This is a genomic window from Marinobacter algicola DG893, assembly GCF_000170835.1.
In the GTDB taxonomy this organism is placed as follows: domain Bacteria; phylum Pseudomonadota; class Gammaproteobacteria; order Pseudomonadales; family Oleiphilaceae; genus Marinobacter; species Marinobacter algicola.
On sequence record NZ_ABCP01000022.1, the window covers coordinates 1 to 19743 of the forward strand.

General features: G+C 57.6%; 20 protein-coding genes and 1 pseudogene. 13 read left to right on the plus strand and 8 right to left on the minus strand.

Features of this window, described 5'->3' with window-relative positions:
* Positions 1-168 precede the first annotated feature (168 nt).
* A complete protein-coding gene (locus MDG893_RS13335; protein WP_007154320.1) occupies positions 169-1032 on the minus strand; it encodes a branched-chain amino acid ABC transporter permease in 864 nt (287 codons plus the stop codon).
* A gap of 108 nt (positions 1033-1140) precedes the next feature.
* Positions 1141-2310, minus strand: a complete 1170-nt coding sequence (locus tag MDG893_RS13340; RefSeq protein ID WP_040474606.1) for an ABC transporter substrate-binding protein — start codon at positions 2308-2310, stop codon at positions 1141-1143.
* Between the two features lie 340 nt (positions 2311-2650).
* Here MDG893_RS13340 and MDG893_RS21255 point away from each other — a divergent pair.
* The 6 genes and pseudogenes from MDG893_RS21255 to MDG893_RS13370 all read left to right on the plus strand — a co-directional run.
* Positions 2651-3001: pseudogene (locus tag MDG893_RS21255) on the plus strand (transposase); the annotation flags it as partial.
* Positions 3002-3341: 340 nt separating this feature from the next.
* Positions 3342-4082 carry a substrate-binding periplasmic protein gene (locus MDG893_RS13350; RefSeq protein WP_007154325.1) on the plus strand — a complete coding sequence of 247 codons (741 nt, stop codon included), beginning with the start codon at positions 3342-3344 and terminating at the stop codon, positions 4080-4082.
* A 14-nt stretch (positions 4083-4096) separates the two neighbouring features.
* Positions 4097-5200 (plus strand): DNA glycosylase AlkZ-like family protein, encoded by a 1104-nt coding sequence (locus MDG893_RS13355; protein WP_007154326.1) that lies wholly within the window; start codon positions 4097-4099, stop codon positions 5198-5200.
* 149 nt (positions 5201-5349) lie between these two features.
* Positions 5350-5802 (plus strand): GNAT family N-acetyltransferase, encoded by a 453-nt coding sequence (locus MDG893_RS13360; protein WP_007154327.1) that lies wholly within the window; start codon positions 5350-5352, stop codon positions 5800-5802.
* On the plus strand, positions 5799-6095 hold the full coding sequence (locus MDG893_RS13365; RefSeq protein ID WP_007154328.1) for a hypothetical protein: 297 nt from the start codon (positions 5799-5801) through the stop codon (positions 6093-6095). The genes MDG893_RS13360 and MDG893_RS13365 overlap by 4 nt, the downstream gene beginning before the upstream one ends.
* A 3-nt stretch (positions 6096-6098) precedes the next feature.
* Positions 6099-6329 carry a DUF2798 domain-containing protein gene (locus MDG893_RS13370; protein WP_007154329.1) on the plus strand — a complete coding sequence of 77 codons (231 nt, stop codon included), beginning with the start codon at positions 6099-6101 and terminating at the stop codon, positions 6327-6329.
* Between the two features lie 9 nt (positions 6330-6338).
* Here MDG893_RS13370 and MDG893_RS13375 read toward each other — a convergent pair whose 3' ends face one another.
* Entirely contained in the window at positions 6339-7514 is a 1176-nt protein-coding gene (locus MDG893_RS13375; protein ID WP_007154330.1) for a DUF418 domain-containing protein, read from the minus strand.
* A 193-nt stretch (positions 7515-7707) separates the two neighbouring features.
* Between MDG893_RS13375 and MDG893_RS13380 the strand changes: the two genes are divergently transcribed.
* Positions 7708-8769, plus strand: coding sequence for a serine hydrolase (locus tag MDG893_RS13380; RefSeq protein ID WP_007154331.1), 1062 nt, complete (start codon positions 7708-7710; stop codon positions 8767-8769).
* A gap of 78 nt (positions 8770-8847) precedes the next feature.
* Complete coding sequence (locus MDG893_RS13385; RefSeq protein WP_007154332.1) at positions 8848-9594, plus strand: SDR family oxidoreductase; 747 nt, start codon at positions 8848-8850, stop codon at positions 9592-9594.
* A gap of 8 nt (positions 9595-9602) precedes the next feature.
* Here MDG893_RS13385 and MDG893_RS13390 read toward each other — a convergent pair whose 3' ends face one another.
* From MDG893_RS13390 to MDG893_RS13405, 4 genes are all read right to left on the minus strand, one after another.
* Positions 9603-12170, minus strand: a complete 2568-nt coding sequence (locus MDG893_RS13390) for an ABC transporter permease (protein WP_040474612.1) — start codon at positions 12168-12170, stop codon at positions 9603-9605.
* Positions 12160-12813 carry an ABC transporter ATP-binding protein gene (locus MDG893_RS13395; protein ID WP_007154334.1) on the minus strand — a complete coding sequence of 218 codons (654 nt, stop codon included), beginning with the start codon at positions 12811-12813 and terminating at the stop codon, positions 12160-12162. The genes MDG893_RS13390 and MDG893_RS13395 overlap by 11 nt, the downstream gene beginning before the upstream one ends.
* A 205-nt stretch (positions 12814-13018) precedes the next feature.
* Positions 13019-14197 (minus strand): magnesium transporter, encoded by a 1179-nt coding sequence (locus tag MDG893_RS13400; protein WP_050776508.1) that lies wholly within the window; start codon positions 14195-14197, stop codon positions 13019-13021.
* 88 nt (positions 14198-14285) lie between these two features.
* Positions 14286-14516 carry a hypothetical protein gene (locus MDG893_RS13405; protein ID WP_007154336.1) on the minus strand — a complete coding sequence of 77 codons (231 nt, stop codon included), beginning with the start codon at positions 14514-14516 and terminating at the stop codon, positions 14286-14288.
* A 118-nt stretch (positions 14517-14634) separates the two neighbouring features.
* Here MDG893_RS13405 and MDG893_RS13410 point away from each other — a divergent pair, with 118 nt between their 5' ends.
* Genes MDG893_RS13410 through MDG893_RS13425 form a run of 5 tightly spaced genes read left to right on the plus strand, consistent with a single transcriptional unit; the run spans position 14635 to position 19188 of the window.
* Positions 14635-15594: a LysR family transcriptional regulator gene (locus MDG893_RS13410; RefSeq protein ID WP_050776509.1), complete on the plus strand. Its 960-nt coding sequence runs from the start codon at positions 14635-14637 to the stop codon at positions 15592-15594.
* Positions 15595-15637: 43 nt separating this feature from the next.
* Positions 15638-16468 carry an HAD family hydrolase gene (locus MDG893_RS13415; protein WP_007154338.1) on the plus strand — a complete coding sequence of 277 codons (831 nt, stop codon included), beginning with the start codon at positions 15638-15640 and terminating at the stop codon, positions 16466-16468.
* Positions 16465-16614 carry a hypothetical protein gene (locus tag MDG893_RS20975; RefSeq protein WP_007154339.1) on the plus strand — a complete coding sequence of 50 codons (150 nt, stop codon included), beginning with the start codon at positions 16465-16467 and terminating at the stop codon, positions 16612-16614. Before MDG893_RS13415 ends, MDG893_RS20975 begins: the two co-directional genes overlap by 4 nt.
* Before the next feature lie 47 nt (positions 16615-16661).
* A complete protein-coding gene (locus MDG893_RS13420; RefSeq protein WP_040474614.1) occupies positions 16662-18338 on the plus strand; it encodes a GMC family oxidoreductase in 1677 nt (558 codons plus the stop codon).
* Complete coding sequence (locus MDG893_RS13425; RefSeq protein ID WP_157132840.1) at positions 18328-19188, plus strand: AraC family transcriptional regulator; 861 nt, start codon at positions 18328-18330, stop codon at positions 19186-19188. The genes MDG893_RS13420 and MDG893_RS13425 overlap by 11 nt, the downstream gene beginning before the upstream one ends.
* On the opposite strand, the gene MDG893_RS13430 is transcribed toward MDG893_RS13425, so the two are convergent.
* Entirely contained in the window at positions 19147-19740 is a 594-nt protein-coding gene (locus tag MDG893_RS13430) for a LysE family translocator (RefSeq protein ID WP_007154342.1), read from the minus strand. The two genes, MDG893_RS13425 and MDG893_RS13430, sit on opposite strands and share 42 nt — an antisense overlap.
* Positions 19741-19743: the final 3 nt, after the last annotated feature.

Sequence of the window (19743 nt, forward strand, 5' to 3'; positions counted from 1 at the left end):
AAGTCCAGGGACATCACGAAGATGGATAGAATGATGATGGTCGTCACCTTATCCACGAAAAAGGAGTTGGACTCCAGGAACAGTGGCACGAACAGAGTCACCACGAAGAACATCGGAACGAGGATTCGCTCGGTGCGTTTCTCGAAAATCATGATCGGCTCCCGCTTACTACTTCGCGAACAGGCCCTGGGGCTTTACCAGCAGCACCAGGATCATAAAGATGTAGATAATCATGTTGGACATGCTCGGCATCAGCACTGATGAAAAAGTGCTGATCAGGCCCACCAGCAAGGCGCCCACGAATGCACCCGTGATCGAGCCCATGCCACCGATGACCACCACTACAAAACAGGTAATCAGAACGCTCTCGCCCATGCCCGGCACGATCGAGCGCATGGGCGCGGCGATGATGCCGGAGACAGCCGCCAGCATGACGCCGATAGCAAACACGATGGTGTAGAGGCTTTTGATGTTGACGCCCAGGGCTTCCACCATCTCCCGGTTGGACTCCCCAGCTCGGATCAGCATGCCCAGCCGGGTGCTGCGCACCACGTAATACAGCGCGCCGGCGATGGCTACGCAGATCAGGGCTGCGAATATGCGGTAGATGGGATAGCTGGAGTTGTCGGTAAACGGAATACCCCCGCCCAGCGCGCCGGGCACGGCCACGCCGTAGGGATCGTTACCGAACAGGATGCTCTGCAACGAATTGAACACGAAGATCATGCCGATGGTCAGCAGCACCTGGTCCAAGTGGTTGCGATTATACAGCCGCTGTATCAGCACCCGCTCGATCAGGATGCCCAGAGTCAGCGCGATGATGGCCGAGATCACCGCCGAAACGGTGAAGCTGCCGGTGACGGTGACGAAGTACCACACTAGGTACGCGCCCACCATGTACATGGAACCATGGGCCAGGTTCAGGATGCCCATAACGCCAAACACCAGCGTCAGTCCGGAGGCAATCAGGAACAGTAGCAAGCCGTACTGAATCCCGTTGATAAGTTGCACGAAGAAGAGTTCGGTCGTCATAGAGGTACCCAGCGATGTTGCAGCGGACCCATGCCGGGTCCGAGAGGGTGTTTTTCATGAGACACCCTGGTCCGTTGTTGGCGGGCCGGGGTGTGTTTTACAGGCGGATCAGAGCTTACAGCCTCGCGCCGGATCTTCCAGAGCTTCCGCTGCCACGCTGGCCACTACGTTCACGCCGTTTTTCACTTCCCGCAGATAGATGTTCTGCACTGGGTTATGGGCCCGGGAGAAAGTGAAGTCACCGCGCGGACTGTTGATGGTCAGTTTTTCCATGGTGTTGATCACCGCCTGTTTGTCGCTGACGTCTCCGTCAAGCAGGTTGATGGTTTTGATGATAGCTTGGCCTGCGTCATAGCCTTGGACTGCGTAGATGTCCGGATAGTGGCCATACTCGGTATGGAAGGTCTCTCTAAACTCCAGGTTTTTTGGCACATCCAACTGCTCGGCATAGTGGAGGGTTGTAAGCACGCCCTCTGCTGCTTCGCCTTGAGCTTCCAACGTGCCCTCGGTGAGAAAGCCCGAACCTAACAGCGGGATTTTGCCGCGCAAGCCCATCGCATCGTAGTCTTTGACAAACTTGGCTGCGCCGCCGCCCGCAAAGAATACGAATACGGCATCGGGATCTTGGGCGGCGATGTCACTGATGTGTGGCTGAAAGTTGGTGGATGGAAAAGGCATCAATACCTTCTTAACTACGTTGCCGCCACCAGCCTCAAAGGACTCTTCGAAGGCTTCCAAGCTTTCTCGACCCATACCGTAATTCCAGCTAATTAGGTACACGTCCTTGTAGCCCTTATCGAGAGCAACCTTACCCATGGGGTAGGACGGCTGCCAAGAAGAAAAGGAGGTCCTGAAAATGTTCGGCGAACAAAGCGATCCGGTGGCGGCGGCAGCGCCGGCATTCGGAATAATCATCACGGTATCCTTGCCTCGCAGCACCTTGATCATCCCCATTGCTACGCCAGAGTGAGCTGGCCCAAAAATGAAATCTGCTTTGTGTTGCATAAGTAGGGATGTTGCTAATTCCGGAGCTCTCGCAGGCTTGGCTTCCGTGTCAAGTGTAATTACTTCGATTGAATTTTGATGAGAGTTATTCGTATATGGTTTCAGTGCAAGCAAAAAACCATCAAGCCCAGACTGGCCCGGTCCAGCATATACCCCACTCAATGGCTGCATTACTCCAATTTTTATATCGGAAGATGCGAGCGCGGTATTTGTAGCCATGCTCATAAAATATCCCAACACTAGCATTACGAAATAGGTTTTAAACTTATTCATTTTTGAGTGCTCCAACTCTTATTTTAGTGCTTCTATTGGAAAGCATTTCGCTTGAGGTTGATATCCCTTCTGTGCAGATCTTATCCCCACATTGCAGTTACTTAGAGAGTTTCAGAATTAGTCCCCAAAATCAGCGATATAACGAACATCGTCAACTGCACAGGATTCGTTGCCACCATGGACCAGATCACCTTCTCCGAAACCGAGTACCAGACTAAGAAGCAGAAGAGCCGCTGCAAAAATTTTTCTGGAGCGAATGGACAAATTGATTCCCTAGAAGCAGTTAGAGAGGAAAGTAGCTCGTTATTACCCCAAGGGCCCGAAAGGACGACCTCCGTACCCGTTGTCTGCGATGCAGCGAGCCCACTGCATGCAGTTGCTCTATAACCTGAGCGACCTGGCGATGGAAGACGCTCTGTACGAGATCGAATCCATGCGGCACTTCGCTGATCTGAGACTGGACCGTTTGCCGGACGAGACCGCCATTCTCAACTTCCGTCATTTACTGGAGCAGCCCAGCCTTGGCAAGGTACTGGTCAAAGAGGTAAACAAGCATTTGGAGAAAAACGGCCTGATATTGCGTGAAGGCAGGATTGTCGATGCCACTATTATTTCCGCAAGTGAATCGCGGAAGGCTTCAATGGACTGCTATAGTTTCCGAATTTTATCGGCTGCATTGCCGGCTTTCTGATCCAGCTTCTCGCCTTCGGTGGCCAAGGCCGAAACTTCCTCGGATACACGGGCCGTCGTCGCGGTAATCCGATCTGGAAGCCCCTCAAGGCCAATGCCCGCGAGCATCTCATTCTGCACTTTGCGCCCGAATCGGATCAGTCAGCCTCGATCGTTTGGTCTCTACTCGTTCGCCACTTTCACGAACCGCGTGAGGATTGACAGCAACTTCTTAGTATCCTGATCGACGATGAGCTCGACCCGCTCGCCGAGACGAAACTCGCGTGCGAATTTCTCAATGTGGACTTACCCCGGTACAGTAGGCGCTCCTAGCCTATGATCGGAGCATAAGAGGAATTTTCATGAGAGCAGGCGTGCTGATCATCGTAGCATTCTGGTGCCTTCCAGTTTCTTCTCAAACGCTCGAGATTATGGGGTCGGACGAGGGTTTTCTGCCGTTTTATTACGGTGACAACCTCAACAAGGGCATTCTGGTCGAGGTGATCAATGAGTTCAGCCTGGAGGCCGGTATTACAGCCGGTTTTCGCCCGATGCCGCGCAAACGCCAGGCCTGGGCCCTGGAAAAAGGACGAGCCAATGCGGTTTTTGCCAACCCGTTATGGATGCCGCTGCCAGACCGGATGCACGCCGTAGGACCGGTGTTAACCTGGCGAGATCGTCTGTTCGCACAACCTGGCCGACAACCGGCCTCCTTCGATGATCTTGATGGCAGCATCTGTCTGCGAAAATGGTTTGTCTACAGTGATCAACTTGAGCGGCGGATTGGTACCAACCTGGCCCGCCATGACTCTTACAATGCCCAACAGATGCTGGGCATGTTTCTGAACAAACGCTGCGATTACGCCGTCATGAACGAAATGGAGTTCCGGTTTCTGGCAAAGTTGGTGGAAGTCGATCCGAATTTTTACAGCACGGAACTGATCGACGCCGAATGGCCGGTCTATCTTGGTATCCTCAAAACCGAGGCGGCTCTGATTGAAGCGGCGGAAGCTTTTTTCGCTACCCACACGGTTGATGCGGAAGCCATGCTACCCAAACTGCCGCCGCCGGACCGACATATCTCGATTCAGCCGGACAAGTAAGGCAACTGATTACTATGACCGCTCCCCTCACCATGGATCATTTGCGCCGCTACGCCATCTCGCGCAGTCTCTTCAAGCCGACCACTTTGTCACGTGCGATTAATAAACTGGGTTTCGTCCAGCTCGACCCAATACGAGCGCCGGCCCGGGCGCAGGATTTGACGCTCCGCCATCGTGTTATCGACTACCACGCGGGTGACCTGGAGGCTCGCTACCCTCGCCTGGCGATCGAGGAAGACTTCTTTATCAACTACGGGGTTCTGCCCCACACCACGCAGCGCCTTATGCACCCGCGCACGGCGCGCACCGAGTGGCCACGCTCACGCTGGGAACAGGCGCAGGCGGTGCAGGAATTTGTGCGAAGCCGTGGTGTCGTTCACCCGCGCGAGGTGGACTCAGCCTTCGAGCATGGCACCACCAAGAATTGGTTCGGCGGTGATAGCCGTGCCAGTACGCAGCTCTTGGACGGCATGCATTATCGTGGGCTGCTGCGTGTGGCAAAGCGCGAAGCCGGGGTGCGCCTGTATGCGCCGCCGCTCGCTGATGAGCGCGACGCGGTGGACCCGGATACCACACTGGACGCTTTGGTCGACGTGGCCGTCGCAAAATATGCCCCGCTGCCTGCGGCTACGCTCAGCCGCCTGGTAACGAGCGTGAGTTCTGCAGCGGTCCCGCAGTGGCGCGAGCGTCGTCGTGAAGCACTCGCGCGCGCAAAGGCTCGGCTGCCCCAGGCGACGGTGGATGGCTGTCGCTGGTTTTGGCCCATCGGCGAGAATCCTGGCAGCCGCCGCTTTGCGGGTGACGATGTGCTGGATGACGACTTGCGCCTACTGGCGCCCTTCGATCCTTTAGTTTGGGACCGCGATCGCTTCGAGCGTTTCTGGGGCTGGGCCTACCGTTTCGAGGCCTACACTCCGGCACCGAAGCGGGTGCGTGGTTACTATGCACTGCCTATGCTGTGGCGTGGTCATGTCATAGGCTGGGCAAATGCTGCCGTACGTGATGGGCAATTGGAGCTGGAGCCAGGGTATGTGCGCGGACATGCCCCAGGCGACGCCGCGTTCAAGCCCGCATTGCAGGACGAGCGGGCACGCCTCGAGCGCTTTCTTTCACTGTGAGGCTAGGTGTGCGGGCGTAAAATGAGATCAGAAGAATAAATGAGCGAATTCGTCGGAGAGCATTTTCGAGGATTCTGAACAGGCGAGGGAATGGGCGGCCCTGGCGTTCTATGCGGCGCTCCGGGCCACTCCGGCAGAAGGTCTTTTGAATGAGTATGGATATCTCGATCCAGCAAGGAACGGCTGAACACCTATCGGACATACACAATCTGGTTCTGGAATGGGGTTATTCCTCCAACGAATCTCAGACTGGGGCATGGCTAGAGGCGTTGTTGGAATCTCCGAGCCATCAGATATGGGTGGCTATTTCAGATGCCGCAGTGGTTGGGTGGGCGGTCGCCGAGAGGCGTATTTCTATCCGTGAGCTGTTTACCTCTGAGATCACTGGGCTGGTTGTGAGCGCCAATGTTCGACGGGCGGGTGTTGGGCGCTTGCTCGTTCAGGCTGTTGAAGACTGGTCCCGCGCCAAAGGGCTGTCACGGGTTGTGGTACGATCCAATGTGAATCGTTCGGAGTCCCATGGGTTTTACCCGTCTATCGGTTTCGAGCATACAAAGACGACTCATGTTTATGTGAAAGATCTGGATGGGTCCACGCTATGAAGTGCATTTTCACCATACTTTTGGGCATAGGCCTTATTGGTTGTGCTTCGCAGCAATCAGCCGTCGATCTGAAGAACTCGGATTCTGCCATCATTGGTGAAAAGCCCGAAGGTTATCCAAAAACCTTTATCAAGCGCCTGCCTGATTTGCCCGGTTTTTGTATTGAGGTGACAGAAGACTGGAGAGAACATCCGTATCAGGGTGAGACGATCTGGCTGAAGGAAAAAACAATAAAGAGTCTGAACTGCCCTGGAGAACCCTTACCAAGCTCTACGAATGTCTTGAAGAGATAAAGAATGATTGACCGCAAATATCACAGAATCGTGTTTTCGTTTTTCATGTCACTGTTGATGTCCTGCATCATGTCGCTGGTGATCAGTGTTTTCAACGTGGGTTGGGTCAGCAACATCGTTTCAATCTGGCTGAATGCCTGGCTTTTTGCGTTTGCGGTCGCCTTTCCCACCATCATGCTGGTGTCGCCCGTGGTTCACAAGCTGGTCAGCCTGGCGTTGAAGGACGAGGCTTGATTTCTATTTCTATGCCTCTGTTCGGAGCAACCTTGGCCGCTTGCGCTTCATCTGCCAGCGCCAGAGCCATTCCAGGGGCCCTTGGGTGAATAGCCGCAGCCAGACAGCGCTGAAGATCATCTGGGCGATGAATAATACCGTTGAATACAGCATCAGCGCGGCGAGCGAGAGTGAGGCGAAGCGGTCGCCCCACATGCCATAGAAGACGCAGATGCAGACGGCGGACTGCAGAATGTAGTTGGTGAGTGCCATACGACCGGTTGGCGCAAGGGCCGAGCGAACCGCCCCGGTCAAGCGTCCCCTGCCCCGCCACCAAAGCAGCAGAACGGCACCATAGCCCATGGCAAGCAACGGTGGAGCGCCTACACCGCCCAGCAAATTTACAACCCTGTGGGCCAGGCTCTCTTCACCCAGTTTGACCTCGGCCATGGCCAGGGCGGTGCCGACCACCAGGCCAACCAATGCCACCGCAACCAATAGCCGGACATGGCCCGAATTGCGTTCCGCCAGGTGCAGACGGGCAGCGGCGGCGCCGAATAGAAACATCGCCAACACCCGTAGGGGGCGCAGGTGTTCAATTCGATCCAGAAATACGCTGACGCTTAGGTAGGCATTGGCTTCCACCACCTCCAGGTAACTCCCCCCACTCAGGGCTGGCACATTGTCCTGCAGCAGGCGCAGTGAAATGCCGCTTCCGAGATCCGCCAACCCCAACTGGGGCGCGAACCAGAGTGCCACACCGGTGAATACCAACAGCGCAACGCCACCGGCAGCCAGCGTTGGAGCGCGAACGTTCAGGAACGCCCCCAGGAAGAGCCCCATCACCCCATACAACATGAGAATGTCCCACGGGGATAGGAACAGGGAATGGGCGGCGCCAATAACCAGCAGCCCCAGCATTCGCCGCAAATGGTAGCGGACGGGGCCGTGCTGTACCCGCTGGGCCAGCATCATGAAGCTGTAACCAAACAGCAGGGAGAACAGGCTGTAGAACTTGGCCCGCACGAGGATGTCCAGCCAGGTGGCAATGGGTTCGTCCCATTCCGACCAGGTTAACGCTTGCCTTGTGTCAGCGGAGACGAATCCCCAACCCGAGAACACCTGAATATTAATTAGCAGGATACCGAAGATGGCAAAGCCCCGAAGGGCATCCAGACCGTCAATACGTTCGCCTTTGCTCGCCATTTCGGATACTCCCTGCGCCGCAGTTGGGTTCTTTCCGTATAAACGCAACCTTCGCATATCAGGTTTAGCGGTAATAGATGAAGATCGCTTGAAGGCTACCGGATCGTAACTGGCGGTTCGTTGACAGCCGTCGGACTGTGCACGCAGCATTGGAACCCTTAGCATTTGTAACCCGGCGCAAACAGGGAGCCCCATGAATCTGCAACCTATCTTCTCGCAGGCCGGTGCGGCACTGTTGGCCCTCTTCGTTCTCAGCCTGGGTTCTGTGGCCCAGGCCGATGACTGGTCCCCGACTCTGCAGAAAGAAATCGAACGCATTGACCGAACCTTCTCTGGCGATCTCGGGGTCTACATCCGTCATCTGGGTACGGGCCAGAAGGTTTCTCATAACATCGACCAGGACTGGTATCTGGCCTCTACCGTCAAAATTCCGCTAGCCATCGTATTGATGCAACGTGCCGAGAACGAAGGCCTGGATCTGGAGCAGAAACTCACTCTCCGGGCTGCAGATTATGTGGATGGCACTGGAGATCTGCTCTGGGTGGACCCCGGTGCCCGTTACAGCCTGGAAGAGCTCAACAGACGCTCTATTGTCGACAGTGACAGCACAGCAACCGACATGTTGATACGTTTTCTTGGCGAGAAATCATTCGGAGAGGATGTGGCACGGCTGGTTCCCGAAGGGCTGGGGCCGATTACCACGATCCTCCAGGTGCGCTACGACGCATACAGGGAAGTTCACCCCAGTGTTTCGGTGCTGACCAATCGTGATTTCATCGATCTGAAAACCGCCCGCACCTACCAGGCGCGGTACGATATGTTGCTGGAAAAACTCAACATTACTGCAAGAGAGGCGGATGCCAAAGGCGTGCGTGAAGCCTTTGAGCGCTATTACCAGCGGGGAATCAACTCAGGCAGTCTCGAAGCCTTCGGGGCATTGCTGGAGCAACTGGTCAGGGGCGAACTGTTGAATGACGCCCACACGGACCAATTGCTGGGGTATCTATCCGAAATAACCACGGGTGATCACCGGATTGCAGGGGGCTTGCCAGCGGGCACCCATTTCGCCCACAAAACCGGCACCCAGGTGGCCCGCTCCTGCGATATCGGCCTGCTCAACCCCCAGGCACCCGATGAAGCGGTTATCGTCGCGGTTTGCGCACGCGATTATGCAGCCCTGTCGGAAGCGGAAAGAGCCTATCAGGCGATTGGCAATGCGCTGCATGAGTCGGGGCTAACGAGGACCGTAGATTAAGGCGCGTCACCCAATTCCAAACTCACCCAATCATGCTAGGCTGATCTCAAACAAATCGAACCAGCCAAGGCATAACCAATGAGAAAGAACATTCTGATTACCGGTGCCAGCACCGGCCTCGGTGAAGGCATGGCCCGCGAATGGGCCGCCAAGGGCTGTAATCTTGCGCTCTGTGCGCGGCGGGCGGATAAGCTGGAAGCATTACAGCGGGAATTACAGCAGGCCTACCCCGATATTCGGGTGCTGGTCCGCGGCCTGGACGTGTGCGACTACGAGCAGGTGTTCGAGGTATTCCGGGGCTTTCGGGAAGAGCTGGGCGGCCTTGACCGCGTGGTGGTGAATGCAGGTATTGGCAGCTCCCAGCCGATTGGGCGCGGGCACTTTGCCGCCAACCGGCAGACGGCGGAAACCAACTTCATCGCCGCCATTGCCCAGAGCGAGGCGGCGATGGAGATTTTCCGGGAACAGTACAGTGGGCATCTGGTACTGATGTCGTCAGTCAGCGGTGTTCGCGGCTTCCGTGGCCCTATCAACGTCTACGCAGCCACCAAGGCCGCCGTAGCGTCACTGGCTGAAGGCCTGCAACTGGACACCAAGGGCAAGCCCATCAACGTCAGCAACATCATGCCGGGCTACATCCTCACCGACATCAACCGCGATACCAAGAACGCCCCCTTCCGGGTGGATCTGGAAACCGGCGTAAAAGCTCTGGTGAAAGCGATCGATTCCGAGGTACGCCGCGCCTATGTGCCCTGGTGGCCCTGGACACCGCTCAGTTATGTGTTGAAGGCCCTGCCCTTTGGGTTGTTCGCGAGGGCGATGTAACCAGTCAATTACCCATCCCGCAACAGAACCGCCGGATTCAGCCGCATAGCCCTCAACGTAGGCAGTAAGCCACCCAGCAACGCCAGCGCGCTGACGAAGCCGGCCACCAGTGCGCCGATCCACCACAAATCTCCCGCTGGCAGTTTCAGCGCCAGGTCTGCCACCGGCAGCGCGATCAGCGAACCCAGCGCCGTGGCAAACACCGTTGCGAGAAAGGTCAGCAAGGCGGTTTCCAGCAGCATGGAGTTCCGGATGGCCTGGTGCCTGGCACCGAGACAATGCAGCAAGTTGGCCTCGTAGAGTTGGCGCCTGCGGCTGACGCTGACCACGCTGGACAACACCAACAGGCTCGCCAGCAGGCTGACGGACGCAACCGCCGCAAGGCCAGCGGCTGCCTTGCTGAGCAGGTCTCCCGCCGTTTCAAGCCAGTCCGCCGTGCGCAGTGTGATCACGTTGGGGATGTTGCTGGCCAGCCATTGCTGCGATTCCTTGGCGGCGGGGTCGCTCTGGTAGACCGCGCCGACGTACAGGCTGATCAATCCATCCAGGGCGCCTTGCTGCAGAACGCCTTCAAACCAGAATCGGGTCTGTAGGCCTTTCTGGCGGTAGATGGCCCGAATTTCGACGACAATCGGCTGGTCCTGGGCCGTGAACTCAATCCGATCGCCCACCGTTAGCCCGAGTGCGTTGGCTTCGCGGTCTTCCATCGCCATGTAGGCGGGCTGCCCTTCCGGGGCCGGAGTGCTCCACCAATTGCCTTTTACCAGCTCAAGGCCTTCCGGATTTCCCGCCAGGTAGGTGAGCTTGTATTCGTCACCCATAGCTTCGCGCCTGGCTCGGGGGTCGTCAGCGAGCGCGTCTGCGATGGGCTCTTCATTGATGGCGGCCATTCGGGCGCGAACCAGTGGCAGAAGTTCCGTTCTGCTGGACGGGTCCAGCGATTCAAGGCCGGACGTGAGCGGTTCCATCTGGTCCGGGAACACTTCGTAGAGGATCAGCGCGGGGGATTCCGCCGGGATGGTGGTTTCCAGCGCTCTCAGAAGTGTGGTGACCATCAGGGTACAGGCCACCACCAGGGTCAACGCGGTGCCCAGCGACAACAACGTTGCCCGCAGGGGCGAATCCGGCCGGTGAAGGTTGGCCAACGCCAGCCGTCGGGCGAACTTGCGGTCGGCAAAGCCACTGTTTTCCAGCGCTTTGGCGCCTCGCCGCAGCCCTTTAATAATGGCCTCCAGCAAGGCCCAGAGTACGACCACCGCCAGCAGGAACAGGAATCCCAGTTGCGGCGACGGCAACCAGAACAGAGTGGCGCTGATATAGATCGCCAGCAGCACATAGCTCGCGACCCGCCATGTTCGGGGTTCGTTACGGGCGGCCTGTACCTGCCCCCGGAACAGCCCAGCCGGTGACGCAGCCAGGGCCCTGGCCAGGGCCGGCAGCGCGAAGACGTAGGCGGTGAGCACCGCAAACAGCCAGCTCAGCAGCAAGGGAACAAACCACAGGGATAACCAGCCCCCTGCCCCTTCGGGCCCGGACAGCGCGTAGGCGTCGCCGGCCAGGGATATCGCCACCGCGGAAAACCCCAATCCGATTCCGCCACCGATCAGGCCAGCCAGGCTGCCCAACAGGCCGATCTGCAACAAATAGATGGCCACCAAGGGTTTGCGGCGCAGGCCGAGTGTCTGCAGGGTGGCGATGGTGCCCAGTTTTTCGTCGAGGTAAGCGTGTATGCTGTTGGCGACACCGAGGCCGCCAATAAACAGCGTGGTGAAGGCAATCAGGATGAGCGCTGTGGCAATCTGGTCCAGCCGTTCGGCGATGCCTTCGCTGCGCTCGGCGAAGGTGGTGGTATCCCAGTTTGGCTCCGGGAATGCCTGTTCGAAGTCCGCCAGCCACGTATCCAGGTTCTGGTCGGTCTTCACCCGGTATTCGTAGTCCACGCGGCTGCCTGGCCGGATCAGTTCCGTCGCCTCGACCGCCTGTTCGGAAATCATGATGGGCAGGCCACGCCAGTTGGCATTCAGGCGGCGGTCCGGCTGTTTCTGGATCAGGCCGCTGATGCGAAACGTGGCTGCGCCTATCTCAATCTGGTCTCCTATAGTCTGGCCCAGGCGCTCGGCCAGCAAGGGGTCAATTACGGCGCCCCATCGGCCATCCTTGCGTGCGGTTAGCTCGGCACGCGACTGATCCGGCGTTAGCTGCAGCTCACCGTAGAGCGGATAGGCCGCATCCGGAATCAGGATCTCGGCGCGAAAGAAGCCGTCACCGCTTTCGCCACTGACAATCGTGTCGAACTCCCGAACCAGCGAAAGAGTCCCGGTGCGCCCTACCCAATCGATCACGTCACTTGGTAACGGCTCACTGGCATCCAGCTCCACATCGCCACCCAACAGCATGCGGGTATCCGCCAGCAGGCTCTGCTCGATCACCCGGTAGAGGCTGGCCGTAGCGGCCACCAGGGTAACGCCGAGGATAAGGCAGGCGAGAAAGACCTTGAGCGCAGAGATGCGCGATCGCAGATCGGTGATCGCGAATTTGAGCATCCACAGCGGCTTTGTCTGAGCGTTACGCTTCATAAAGGCGCCCACCATCCATCCGGACCCGGTGCTGGCAGCGCTCCGCGACACGTTCGTCGTGGGTCACCAGCACCAGGGTGGATTTGCTTTCCTTGTGGAGGTCGAACAGCAGCGAGAGTACTTTTTCTCCTGTGGCATGGTCCAGGTTGCCGGTGGGCTCATCGCCCAGCAGCAGACTTGGCTGGTGCACCAGTGCCCTTGCGATCGCGACACGCTGTTGCTCACCCCCGGAAAGCTGTCCTGGATAATGCTGCAGCCGGTGGGTAAGGCCGACCGCCTCCAGCATCGAAAGGGCCTGCTCGCGGGCATCCGACTGCCCGGCTATTTCCAGCGGCAGACTAACGTTCCCAAGTGCGGTCAGGCCCGGCAACAAATGAAAGGACTGAAAGATGATGCCCAGGTGTTCGCTGCGCCAGTCGGCCAATGCGTTGGCATCCATGTCGCCCAGGCGCTGACTGCCGATCAGGATCTCACCGCTGCTTGGGCGTTGAAGGCCGGAAAGCAGCAGGAGAAGAGAGGTTTTGCCGCTGCCCGAGGGGCCAGTTATTGCCAAAGTGTCCCCAGGCGGGATCATCAGGGACGCGTTGTTGAGCACTGCAACAGTGCCGGACTCAGTTGGGTAGGTAAGGTTTATATCGCTCATCTGAACACTGGTCGACACAGAAGCACCTTTTTTCAATCAATGTTGCTCGTACAACGATTGCCAGCACCGCTGGCCGCCGCGAGTCTCTAAAAATGGATGACAATGAAAGCAGTGTTCCAGGCAGGCACACTGCCAGAAAAGGTTCAGACAGGCTTTTACCCTATTCGTTCAACGATTTAAGGACGTCGTTCAGATTGCTGACCGCTCACAACACCAACGACGTTGCAAGAAAGAGCATCAGCCCCATACCAATAATGTCTGTGAAGGTTGTTAAAAAGATGCTGCTCGCGGTAGCCGGGTCGGCGCCGAACCGTTTGAGCACCAGCGGCACCGCCACCCCGAAGATACCGCTGCCCATGCAGGCGCCGATCATGGCAATGAATATCACCAGGCCGAGCATGGCCGGGTTGGCGGAATCGGTGGACAGTGCGTAAGCAAACATGGCAATGCCGGCAATGACGCCCACGGCTGCGCCATTCAGTGCGCCCAGTAGAACTTCCTTGCGCAGCAATCTTCGGATCGGATAGTCATTGATTTGCCCCAGGGTGATGCCCCTCAGGGTAATGGCCAACGCCTGGCAGCCGGTGTTACCGCTTTGCCCGGCAAGAACCGGCAGGAAGGCGGCCAACGCAACAATCTGCGCGATGGTGCTCTCGAACATGCCGACCACGAAGGCAGCGGCGAAGGCGGTAATCAGATTAACCTGCAGCCAGGGGTGGCGCATGCGGAAGGCCGCCAACACTGGAGTGTTGATCTGCTCTTCCTTCGCCACACCGTATTGGGAACCCGCCTGGGCGCTGAGTTCCGATGCGATGCGTTCGTAGAGCTTCCAGCCCCGCACCTCGCCCACCACGTGTTGCTGGTCGTCCACCACTGGGTACATGCGGTAGTGCCGGTATAGCACTTCACCGACCGCGTCTTTCACCGGTGTGCCTTCCTGGAACGCAAACGGCTCTCGCACCATAATGGTAGCCAGCGCCTCAGAGGGTTTGGCCAGAATCAGGTCCCGCATGCCGACCACACCCACCAGGCAGTCATTATCCGTCACGAAAATGTAGCTAATCTCCGAAACATCGGCGCTTTTCACCATGAAGGTCAGCGCCTCCGCCACGGTGTAGCTGTCCGGTAATGTTGCTGTTACCGGCGTCATCAGTTCGCCGACGGTTTCTTCCATGCCGGAAAGCACTGCGCGGGTCGCCGCTTCTTCCGGTGCGGACAGATCTCCCAGGTGTGAAGCGATGATCTGTGCCTGTTCCGCAGGCAATCGCGAAAGGATGAACTGAATATCGTCCACGGGTGACTGCATCAGCTCTTCAGCGGCATCCAGCGGATTGAGATCGCGCATACGCTCAATCCGCTCGATCAATTCCATATTCTGGGTCATTTCGCGCTCCGACATCAGTGCCTGTTATATGACTATAGCAACACTGAACGATCAGCACCGGTTGGCGTGCCGCAGCCGGAGCGTTCTTCTAGTGCAGACGCAGCAGTCGGTTCAGGCCCCGGATCATCGCCCGCATGAGGTCTCGACGCGCCCTGCGCTGATCCCGCTTCACTTGCTCAAGATTGACGCCTCCCATCCCATCGCGATATCTGAGCGGTATGCTGCTCCGGTGCAACTCTTTTGCATTACCGTCTGCCGGCTCGCGGAAAGCCAGCGAATTGCCACCGCTAAGGTAGGTCTTTTCTGCTGAGATCAACATGTCTCTATCCTCCCTGGCGCCGCACCTTGTGGCGGATCGCACTGGTTGTCGTATGAGTTCAGGTACATGCTAAACTTGTTCTAAACTGCAAACTATTCCCTAGAACCGAGAACAGACTTTGCAAAAACGAACAGATAAACAACCCAAAAAATCGCCCACCGCCTCCGCGAGAACACGGAGCAATCTGGCGTGGAATGACTTTGAACTGGTGCTCGCCATTGCTACTTCTGGCTCGCTCTCTGGAGCGTCTCGGGCACTAGGCGTGAGCCACGCTACGGTGTTCCGGCGGCTGGGCGATGTTGAACAGCGCCTTGGGGTGATTCTCTTTGAGAGGGGCCGCACAGGTTATCGGCCAACACTGGCAGGGGAAGAACTCGCAGACACGGCAAAGGTCATGGACGAAGCCGCCCTGGCCGCCGAACGCAAGGTAGCCGGCCGTGACCTGGAGCCCAGTGGCGAGATCTGGACCACCACAACGGACTCTCTTCTGATGGGCGTGCTGGCACCGTTGTTCACGCAGTTCCGGCACAAATACCCAGGCATTGTGTTGGATGTTGCGGTGTCCAATCAGTTGTTCAATCTCACACGTCGGGAGGCGGACGTGGCTATACGTCCCTCCAACCGTCCACCGGAAAACCTGATTGGCCGGCCACTGACCACCCTCGGCCAGGCTGTCTATGCTCACAAAGACCTCGGCCTGACGCCGGGAACCTCCATAGAGGCCCTTGCCAGTGAGCCCTGGATTGGCGCCGGGCCGAGGCTTCAGGATTCCTCCGTGGACCAGTGGATGGATAACCACGCGCTGAAGCAGGCCTGTGTTTACCGTGTGGATACCCTGGTGAGCATCCTCAGCGCCATTCGCTCCCGCATGGGGCTGGCCGTGATGCCCTGCTATCTCGCGGACGAGGACCCGGACATCGTTCAACTCACCGACCCCATTCCAGAGCTGGAATACGGCCTGTGGTTTCTGATGCATCCGGACCTGCGAGGTGTGGTGAGGATTCATGCGCTGATGGATTTTCTGACAGAGGCCGTCCGCGCCCAGAAAGATCGCCTGGCCGGGCGTCGTTTGCGATAACCATCTACGCTGGTGTTATTCATCGGAAGAAGGCAAAAAGACAATGCAATGCGCTCTGATCTATGACTTCGACGGCACCCTCGCCAAAGGCAACTGCGCCGAACACGGCCTGATGCCGGCCTTGGGTTTGAACGAGCATTCCGACTTCTGGCCGGAAGTGAATCGCAAGAATCGTGAGCGGGATGGCGATGAGATACTCACCTACCTTGGCGAACTGGCCAAGCGCGCCCGCGATGAGGGCAAGCAGGATGAACTGAAACCGGAAAAGCTACAGGCCTACGGAAAGTCTATCCCCCTTTTTCCAGGGGTTTTGGACTGGTTTGACGCCATCAACCGCTTTGCCAGTGACCAGGGCATTGCCCTGAGCCATTACATTGTCTCCAGCGGGCTGGAGGAGATGATTCGCGGCACGCCGGTGGCAAAGCATTTCAAGAAAATTTTCGGGTGCCGTTATCACTATGATGAAGCCACAGGGCATGCCAAGTGGCCCGCTGTAGCCATCGATTACACCACCAAGACCCAGTACCTGTTTCGCATCAACAAGGGCATCGAGAACAGCTGGGATAACGTCACCATCAACGAGTACATCGAACCCGGTGACCGCCCTGTGCCCTTCGATCACATGATCTACTTTGGAGATGGCGACACGGATATCCCGGCAATGAAGATGGTGAAGGCACAGGGCGGGTGCAGTCTTGCGGTATTTGACGGTGACAAATGGGGCCAAGGGAAAACCCAGGAGAAAATCGAAAAGCTCATTTCCGAAGAACGGGCCAATTATGTGGTTCAGGGTGATTACACATCCGGCAGCCAGTTGGATGTGACGGTTCGGGGAATACTCAGGCTGTACAAGCGGAGGCATGGCCAACCATGACGCCAACCGCAGGCCACCCGCTCGCCACTCAGACTGTGTCGGCCAAAGGCGCTACCCGTGTTATCCGCTACACCGCTGAACGATTCCAGGCCCGTATTGATGCTGAACCGGCGTTGGCAGGACAGGTGATCAGGATGCTTGCCTGAGCGTTATGAATCGCCAATACTCGTCGGACAATCACGAGGGGGAGAGCATGTCCAAAAACAACAACGCTCAGGGACAAACGCCGGAATTTGACTACATTGTGGTTGGCGCAGGCACCGCTGGCTGTCTTCTGGCGAACCGTCTCAGCGCCAATCCGGATAACCGGGTTTTGCTGATTGAAGCAGGTGGGAAAGATACCTACCACTGGATTCACATTCCGGTGGGCTACCTATACTGCATCGATAATCCTCGCACTGACTGGCGTTTTCGTACCGACCCGGTGCCCGGGCTGAACGGGCGTTCTCTGATCTATCCTCGGGGCAAGACCCTCGGTGGCTGCTCCAGCATCAATGGCATGCTCTACATTCGGGGGCAGGCCCGGGACTACAACCACTGGGCAGACGTGACCGGCGACGATGCCTGGAACTGGGAAAACTGTCTGCCGTATTTTATGCGCCATGAAGACCACTACCGGCTCGACGAAGGCGGCAATGCCGACGCTGACCACAATAAATTTCACGGCCATGGCGGCGAGTGGCGTATCGAACATCAGCGCCTTAAATGGCAGGTGCTGGAGGATTTCGCTGAGGCGGCTGTACAGGCCGGCGTGCCCCGTACCTACGACTTTAACCGGGGTGACAACGAGGGCGTCGATTACTTCGAGGTGAATCAGCGCTCAGGCTGGCGCTGGAATACGTCCAAGGCATTTCTTCGCAGTGCCACCAACCGTGGCAATCTCACACTTTGGCATTCCGCCCAGGTTCTGGCTTTGAATATGGAACCAACAGACGGCGGCCAACCCCACTGCACCGGCGTTCGGGTCGCAAAGGCGAACGGTAATGAAACCCTGGCTTTGGCGGCGAAAGAAGTGATCCTGTCGGCCGGCTCGATTGGCTCGCCACAATTGTTGCAGCTTTCCGGCATCGGTCCTGCTGATCTTCTTGAACAACTTAGTATTCCGGTAGTAGCGGACTTGCCGGGCGTTGGCGAGAACCTGCAGGACCATTTGCAGATACGTTCGGTCTACAAGCTCCACGGCGCCAAGACGCTCAATACCATGATCCACTCCCTGTTCGGCAAAGCCCAGATTGGTCTGGAATACCTGGCCAAACGCTCGGGGCCCATGAGTATGGCACCGTCGCAGTTGTGTGCCTTTACCCGCAGTTCCGACGACTACGATTATGCAAACATCCAGTACCACGTGCAGCCACTAAGCCTGGATGCCTTCGGCCAACCATTGCACACGTTCCCGGCGATCACCGCCAGTGTGTGCAACCTCAATCCGAGCAGCCGGGGCACGGTGCGGATTCACAGTCGCGACGCCCGGCACGCACCGTCCATCGCCCCGAATTATCTGAACACTGCAGAAGACCGTAAGGTGGCTGCCGATTCCCTGCGCGTGACCCGCCGCATTGCCCAGCAGGAGGCGTTCTCGAAGTATCAGCCGGAGGAATACAAGCCCGGCGTGGAATACCAGACCGACGACGAACTGGCGCGCCTTGCCGGCGACATTGGCACCACCATTTTCCATCCCGTTGGCACTACCCGTATGGGCCGGGCTAATGATGAAATGGCCGTGGTCGATTCACACCTTCAGGTAAGGGGCGTGCTTGGATTACGGGTTGTGGACGCCGGTATAATGCCCACAATCACCAGCGGCAATACCAACTCCCCGACGCTTATGATTGCGGAGAAAGCCGCCAACTGGATATTGAATGATGAATAGCAGCAAACCCATTTTCTGGCGCGACGCCCGCCTGCCGCATGTGGAGCTGCGCAAAGTCAGTGATGGGCGCAAAGTCTGCTATGCCCCTCATAGCCATACCCAATGGTCCATTGGCGCCATTACCGAAGGCGAAAGTACCTACCAGTATCGGGAGGCTCTCTTCCATGTCCGCGCTGGTGATCTGGTACTGATGAACCCGGAGTGGGTTCATTCCTGCAACCCCATCGATAACCAGCCCTGGGCATACCTGATGCTATACGTGGATACCGGGTGGCTGACGGACCTGCGGTTCCGAGCTGGCCTGTTGCCGGAAGCTCGCTGGCAGGACATGGCCACTGCAACCCTGTCGGAGCCCCTCTGGTACGATCGCTACTGCCGCATGGCGGAGTGTCTTCTGGATGCCCGGCGTGACCTGCTGGACAAGCAGACCGAGGTAGTGGAGTTCCTGTCGGACCTGATGCAAAAATTGGCCCGGCAACCGGTCGTTCCGCAACCGGACGCGCCGGACACCTTGACTGAGCTGGCTCGTTATCTGGACAACCACACAACAGAAGACGTATCACTGGATACGCTCTGCGAGATTTCCGGATACAGCGCCGGCCACCTGATCCGGGCGTTCAGGCACTATTTTGGGCTTACGCCCCACGCCTATCTGCTCAACCGTCGCATTCAGCTAGGTCGCCTTGAGCTCGCCAACGGCACCCCTATCGCCGAGGCGGCACTGAACACAGGCTTCGCCGACCAGCCTCACTTCCAGCGCACGTTCAAACGGCTGATGGCTGCAACGCCGAATCAGTATCGACAGCCCTCAACCGATCACCAGATACAGGCAACTGACTGCAAGCAGTAGCGCCAGGGTCCGGTTGATGGCCATCATTACCGTTGGCCGCTGAACATATCGCCGCAGGAAAGCCCCTGCATAGACCCAGCACGCCAGGGAAAACCAACAGATGGGCAGATAAAGCGAAGCAAACAGCAGGATCTGGTTCAGATCGTTGGCACTGGTATAGGCGCCAATGCCAGACGCCGAGGCCAACCAGGCTTTGGGGTTCAGCCACTGCATGATTGCCCCGGTGCCAAAGCCCGGCGCCTTTTCAAGGCGATCTTCCGGTAACTGACCGCTATCCATGGCCAGCTTAATACTCAAAAAAAGAAGGAATGCGACACCCGCCCATCGCAATAACGCTTCAAGCATCGGAATCGTCGTCAGCAGGGAGTAAAGCCCCAGCCCCACGGCGACGAAAAGTGCGATGAAGCCGAGGGTTGCCCCGGTTACGAAGATCAGCCCCCGGGGAACCGGATAACGGGTGCCACTGCTCAGGCACACGAGATTAACCGGGCCCGGGGAAATTGACGCCGCCAGCGCGAACGCAGACATGGGCAGAATCAGGGAAAGGCTCATGGA

What these genes read in the sequence shown, in the direction of transcription:
- MDG893_RS13360 (WP_007154327.1), top strand. Translation starts at nt 5,350, where the DNA reads ATGAGTATGGATATCTCGATCCAGCAAGGAACGGCTGAACACCTATCG.
- MDG893_RS13375 (WP_007154330.1), bottom strand. Translation starts at nt 7,514, where the DNA reads ATGGCGAGCAAAGGCGAACGTATTGACGGTCTGGATGCCCTTCGGGGC.
- MDG893_RS13385 (WP_007154332.1), top strand. Translation starts at nt 8,848, where the DNA reads ATGAGAAAGAACATTCTGATTACCGGTGCCAGCACCGGCCTCGGTGAA.
- MDG893_RS13350 (WP_007154325.1), top strand. Translation starts at nt 3,342, where the DNA reads ATGAGAGCAGGCGTGCTGATCATCGTAGCATTCTGGTGCCTTCCAGTT.
- MDG893_RS13415 (WP_007154338.1), top strand. Translation starts at nt 15,638, where the DNA reads ATGCAATGCGCTCTGATCTATGACTTCGACGGCACCCTCGCCAAAGGC.
- MDG893_RS13395 (WP_007154334.1), bottom strand. Translation starts at nt 12,813, where the DNA reads ATGAGCGATATAAACCTTACCTACCCAACTGAGTCCGGCACTGTTGCA.
- MDG893_RS13365 (WP_007154328.1), top strand. Translation starts at nt 5,799, where the DNA reads ATGAAGTGCATTTTCACCATACTTTTGGGCATAGGCCTTATTGGTTGT.
- MDG893_RS13390 (WP_040474612.1), bottom strand. Translation starts at nt 12,170, where the DNA reads ATGAAGCGTAACGCTCAGACAAAGCCGCTGTGGATGCTCAAATTCGCG.
- MDG893_RS20975 (WP_007154339.1), top strand. Translation starts at nt 16,465, where the DNA reads ATGACGCCAACCGCAGGCCACCCGCTCGCCACTCAGACTGTGTCGGCC.
- MDG893_RS13380 (WP_007154331.1), top strand. Translation starts at nt 7,708, where the DNA reads ATGAATCTGCAACCTATCTTCTCGCAGGCCGGTGCGGCACTGTTGGCC.
- MDG893_RS13420 (WP_040474614.1), top strand. Translation starts at nt 16,662, where the DNA reads ATGTCCAAAAACAACAACGCTCAGGGACAAACGCCGGAATTTGACTAC.
- MDG893_RS13355 (WP_007154326.1), top strand. Translation starts at nt 4,097, where the DNA reads ATGACCGCTCCCCTCACCATGGATCATTTGCGCCGCTACGCCATCTCG.
- MDG893_RS13340 (WP_040474606.1), bottom strand. Translation starts at nt 2,310, where the DNA reads ATGAATAAGTTTAAAACCTATTTCGTAATGCTAGTGTTGGGATATTTT.
- MDG893_RS13335 (WP_007154320.1), bottom strand. Translation starts at nt 1,032, where the DNA reads ATGACGACCGAACTCTTCTTCGTGCAACTTATCAACGGGATTCAGTAC.
- MDG893_RS13430 (WP_007154342.1), bottom strand. Translation starts at nt 19,740, where the DNA reads ATGAGCCTTTCCCTGATTCTGCCCATGTCTGCGTTCGCGCTGGCGGCG.
- MDG893_RS13405 (WP_007154336.1), bottom strand. Translation starts at nt 14,516, where the DNA reads ATGTTGATCTCAGCAGAAAAGACCTACCTTAGCGGTGGCAATTCGCTG.
- MDG893_RS13400 (WP_050776508.1), bottom strand. Translation starts at nt 14,197, where the DNA reads ATGACCCAGAATATGGAATTGATCGAGCGGATTGAGCGTATGCGCGAT.
- MDG893_RS13425 (WP_157132840.1), top strand. Translation starts at nt 18,328, where the DNA reads ATGATGAATAGCAGCAAACCCATTTTCTGGCGCGACGCCCGCCTGCCG.
- MDG893_RS13370 (WP_007154329.1), top strand. Translation starts at nt 6,099, where the DNA reads ATGATTGACCGCAAATATCACAGAATCGTGTTTTCGTTTTTCATGTCA.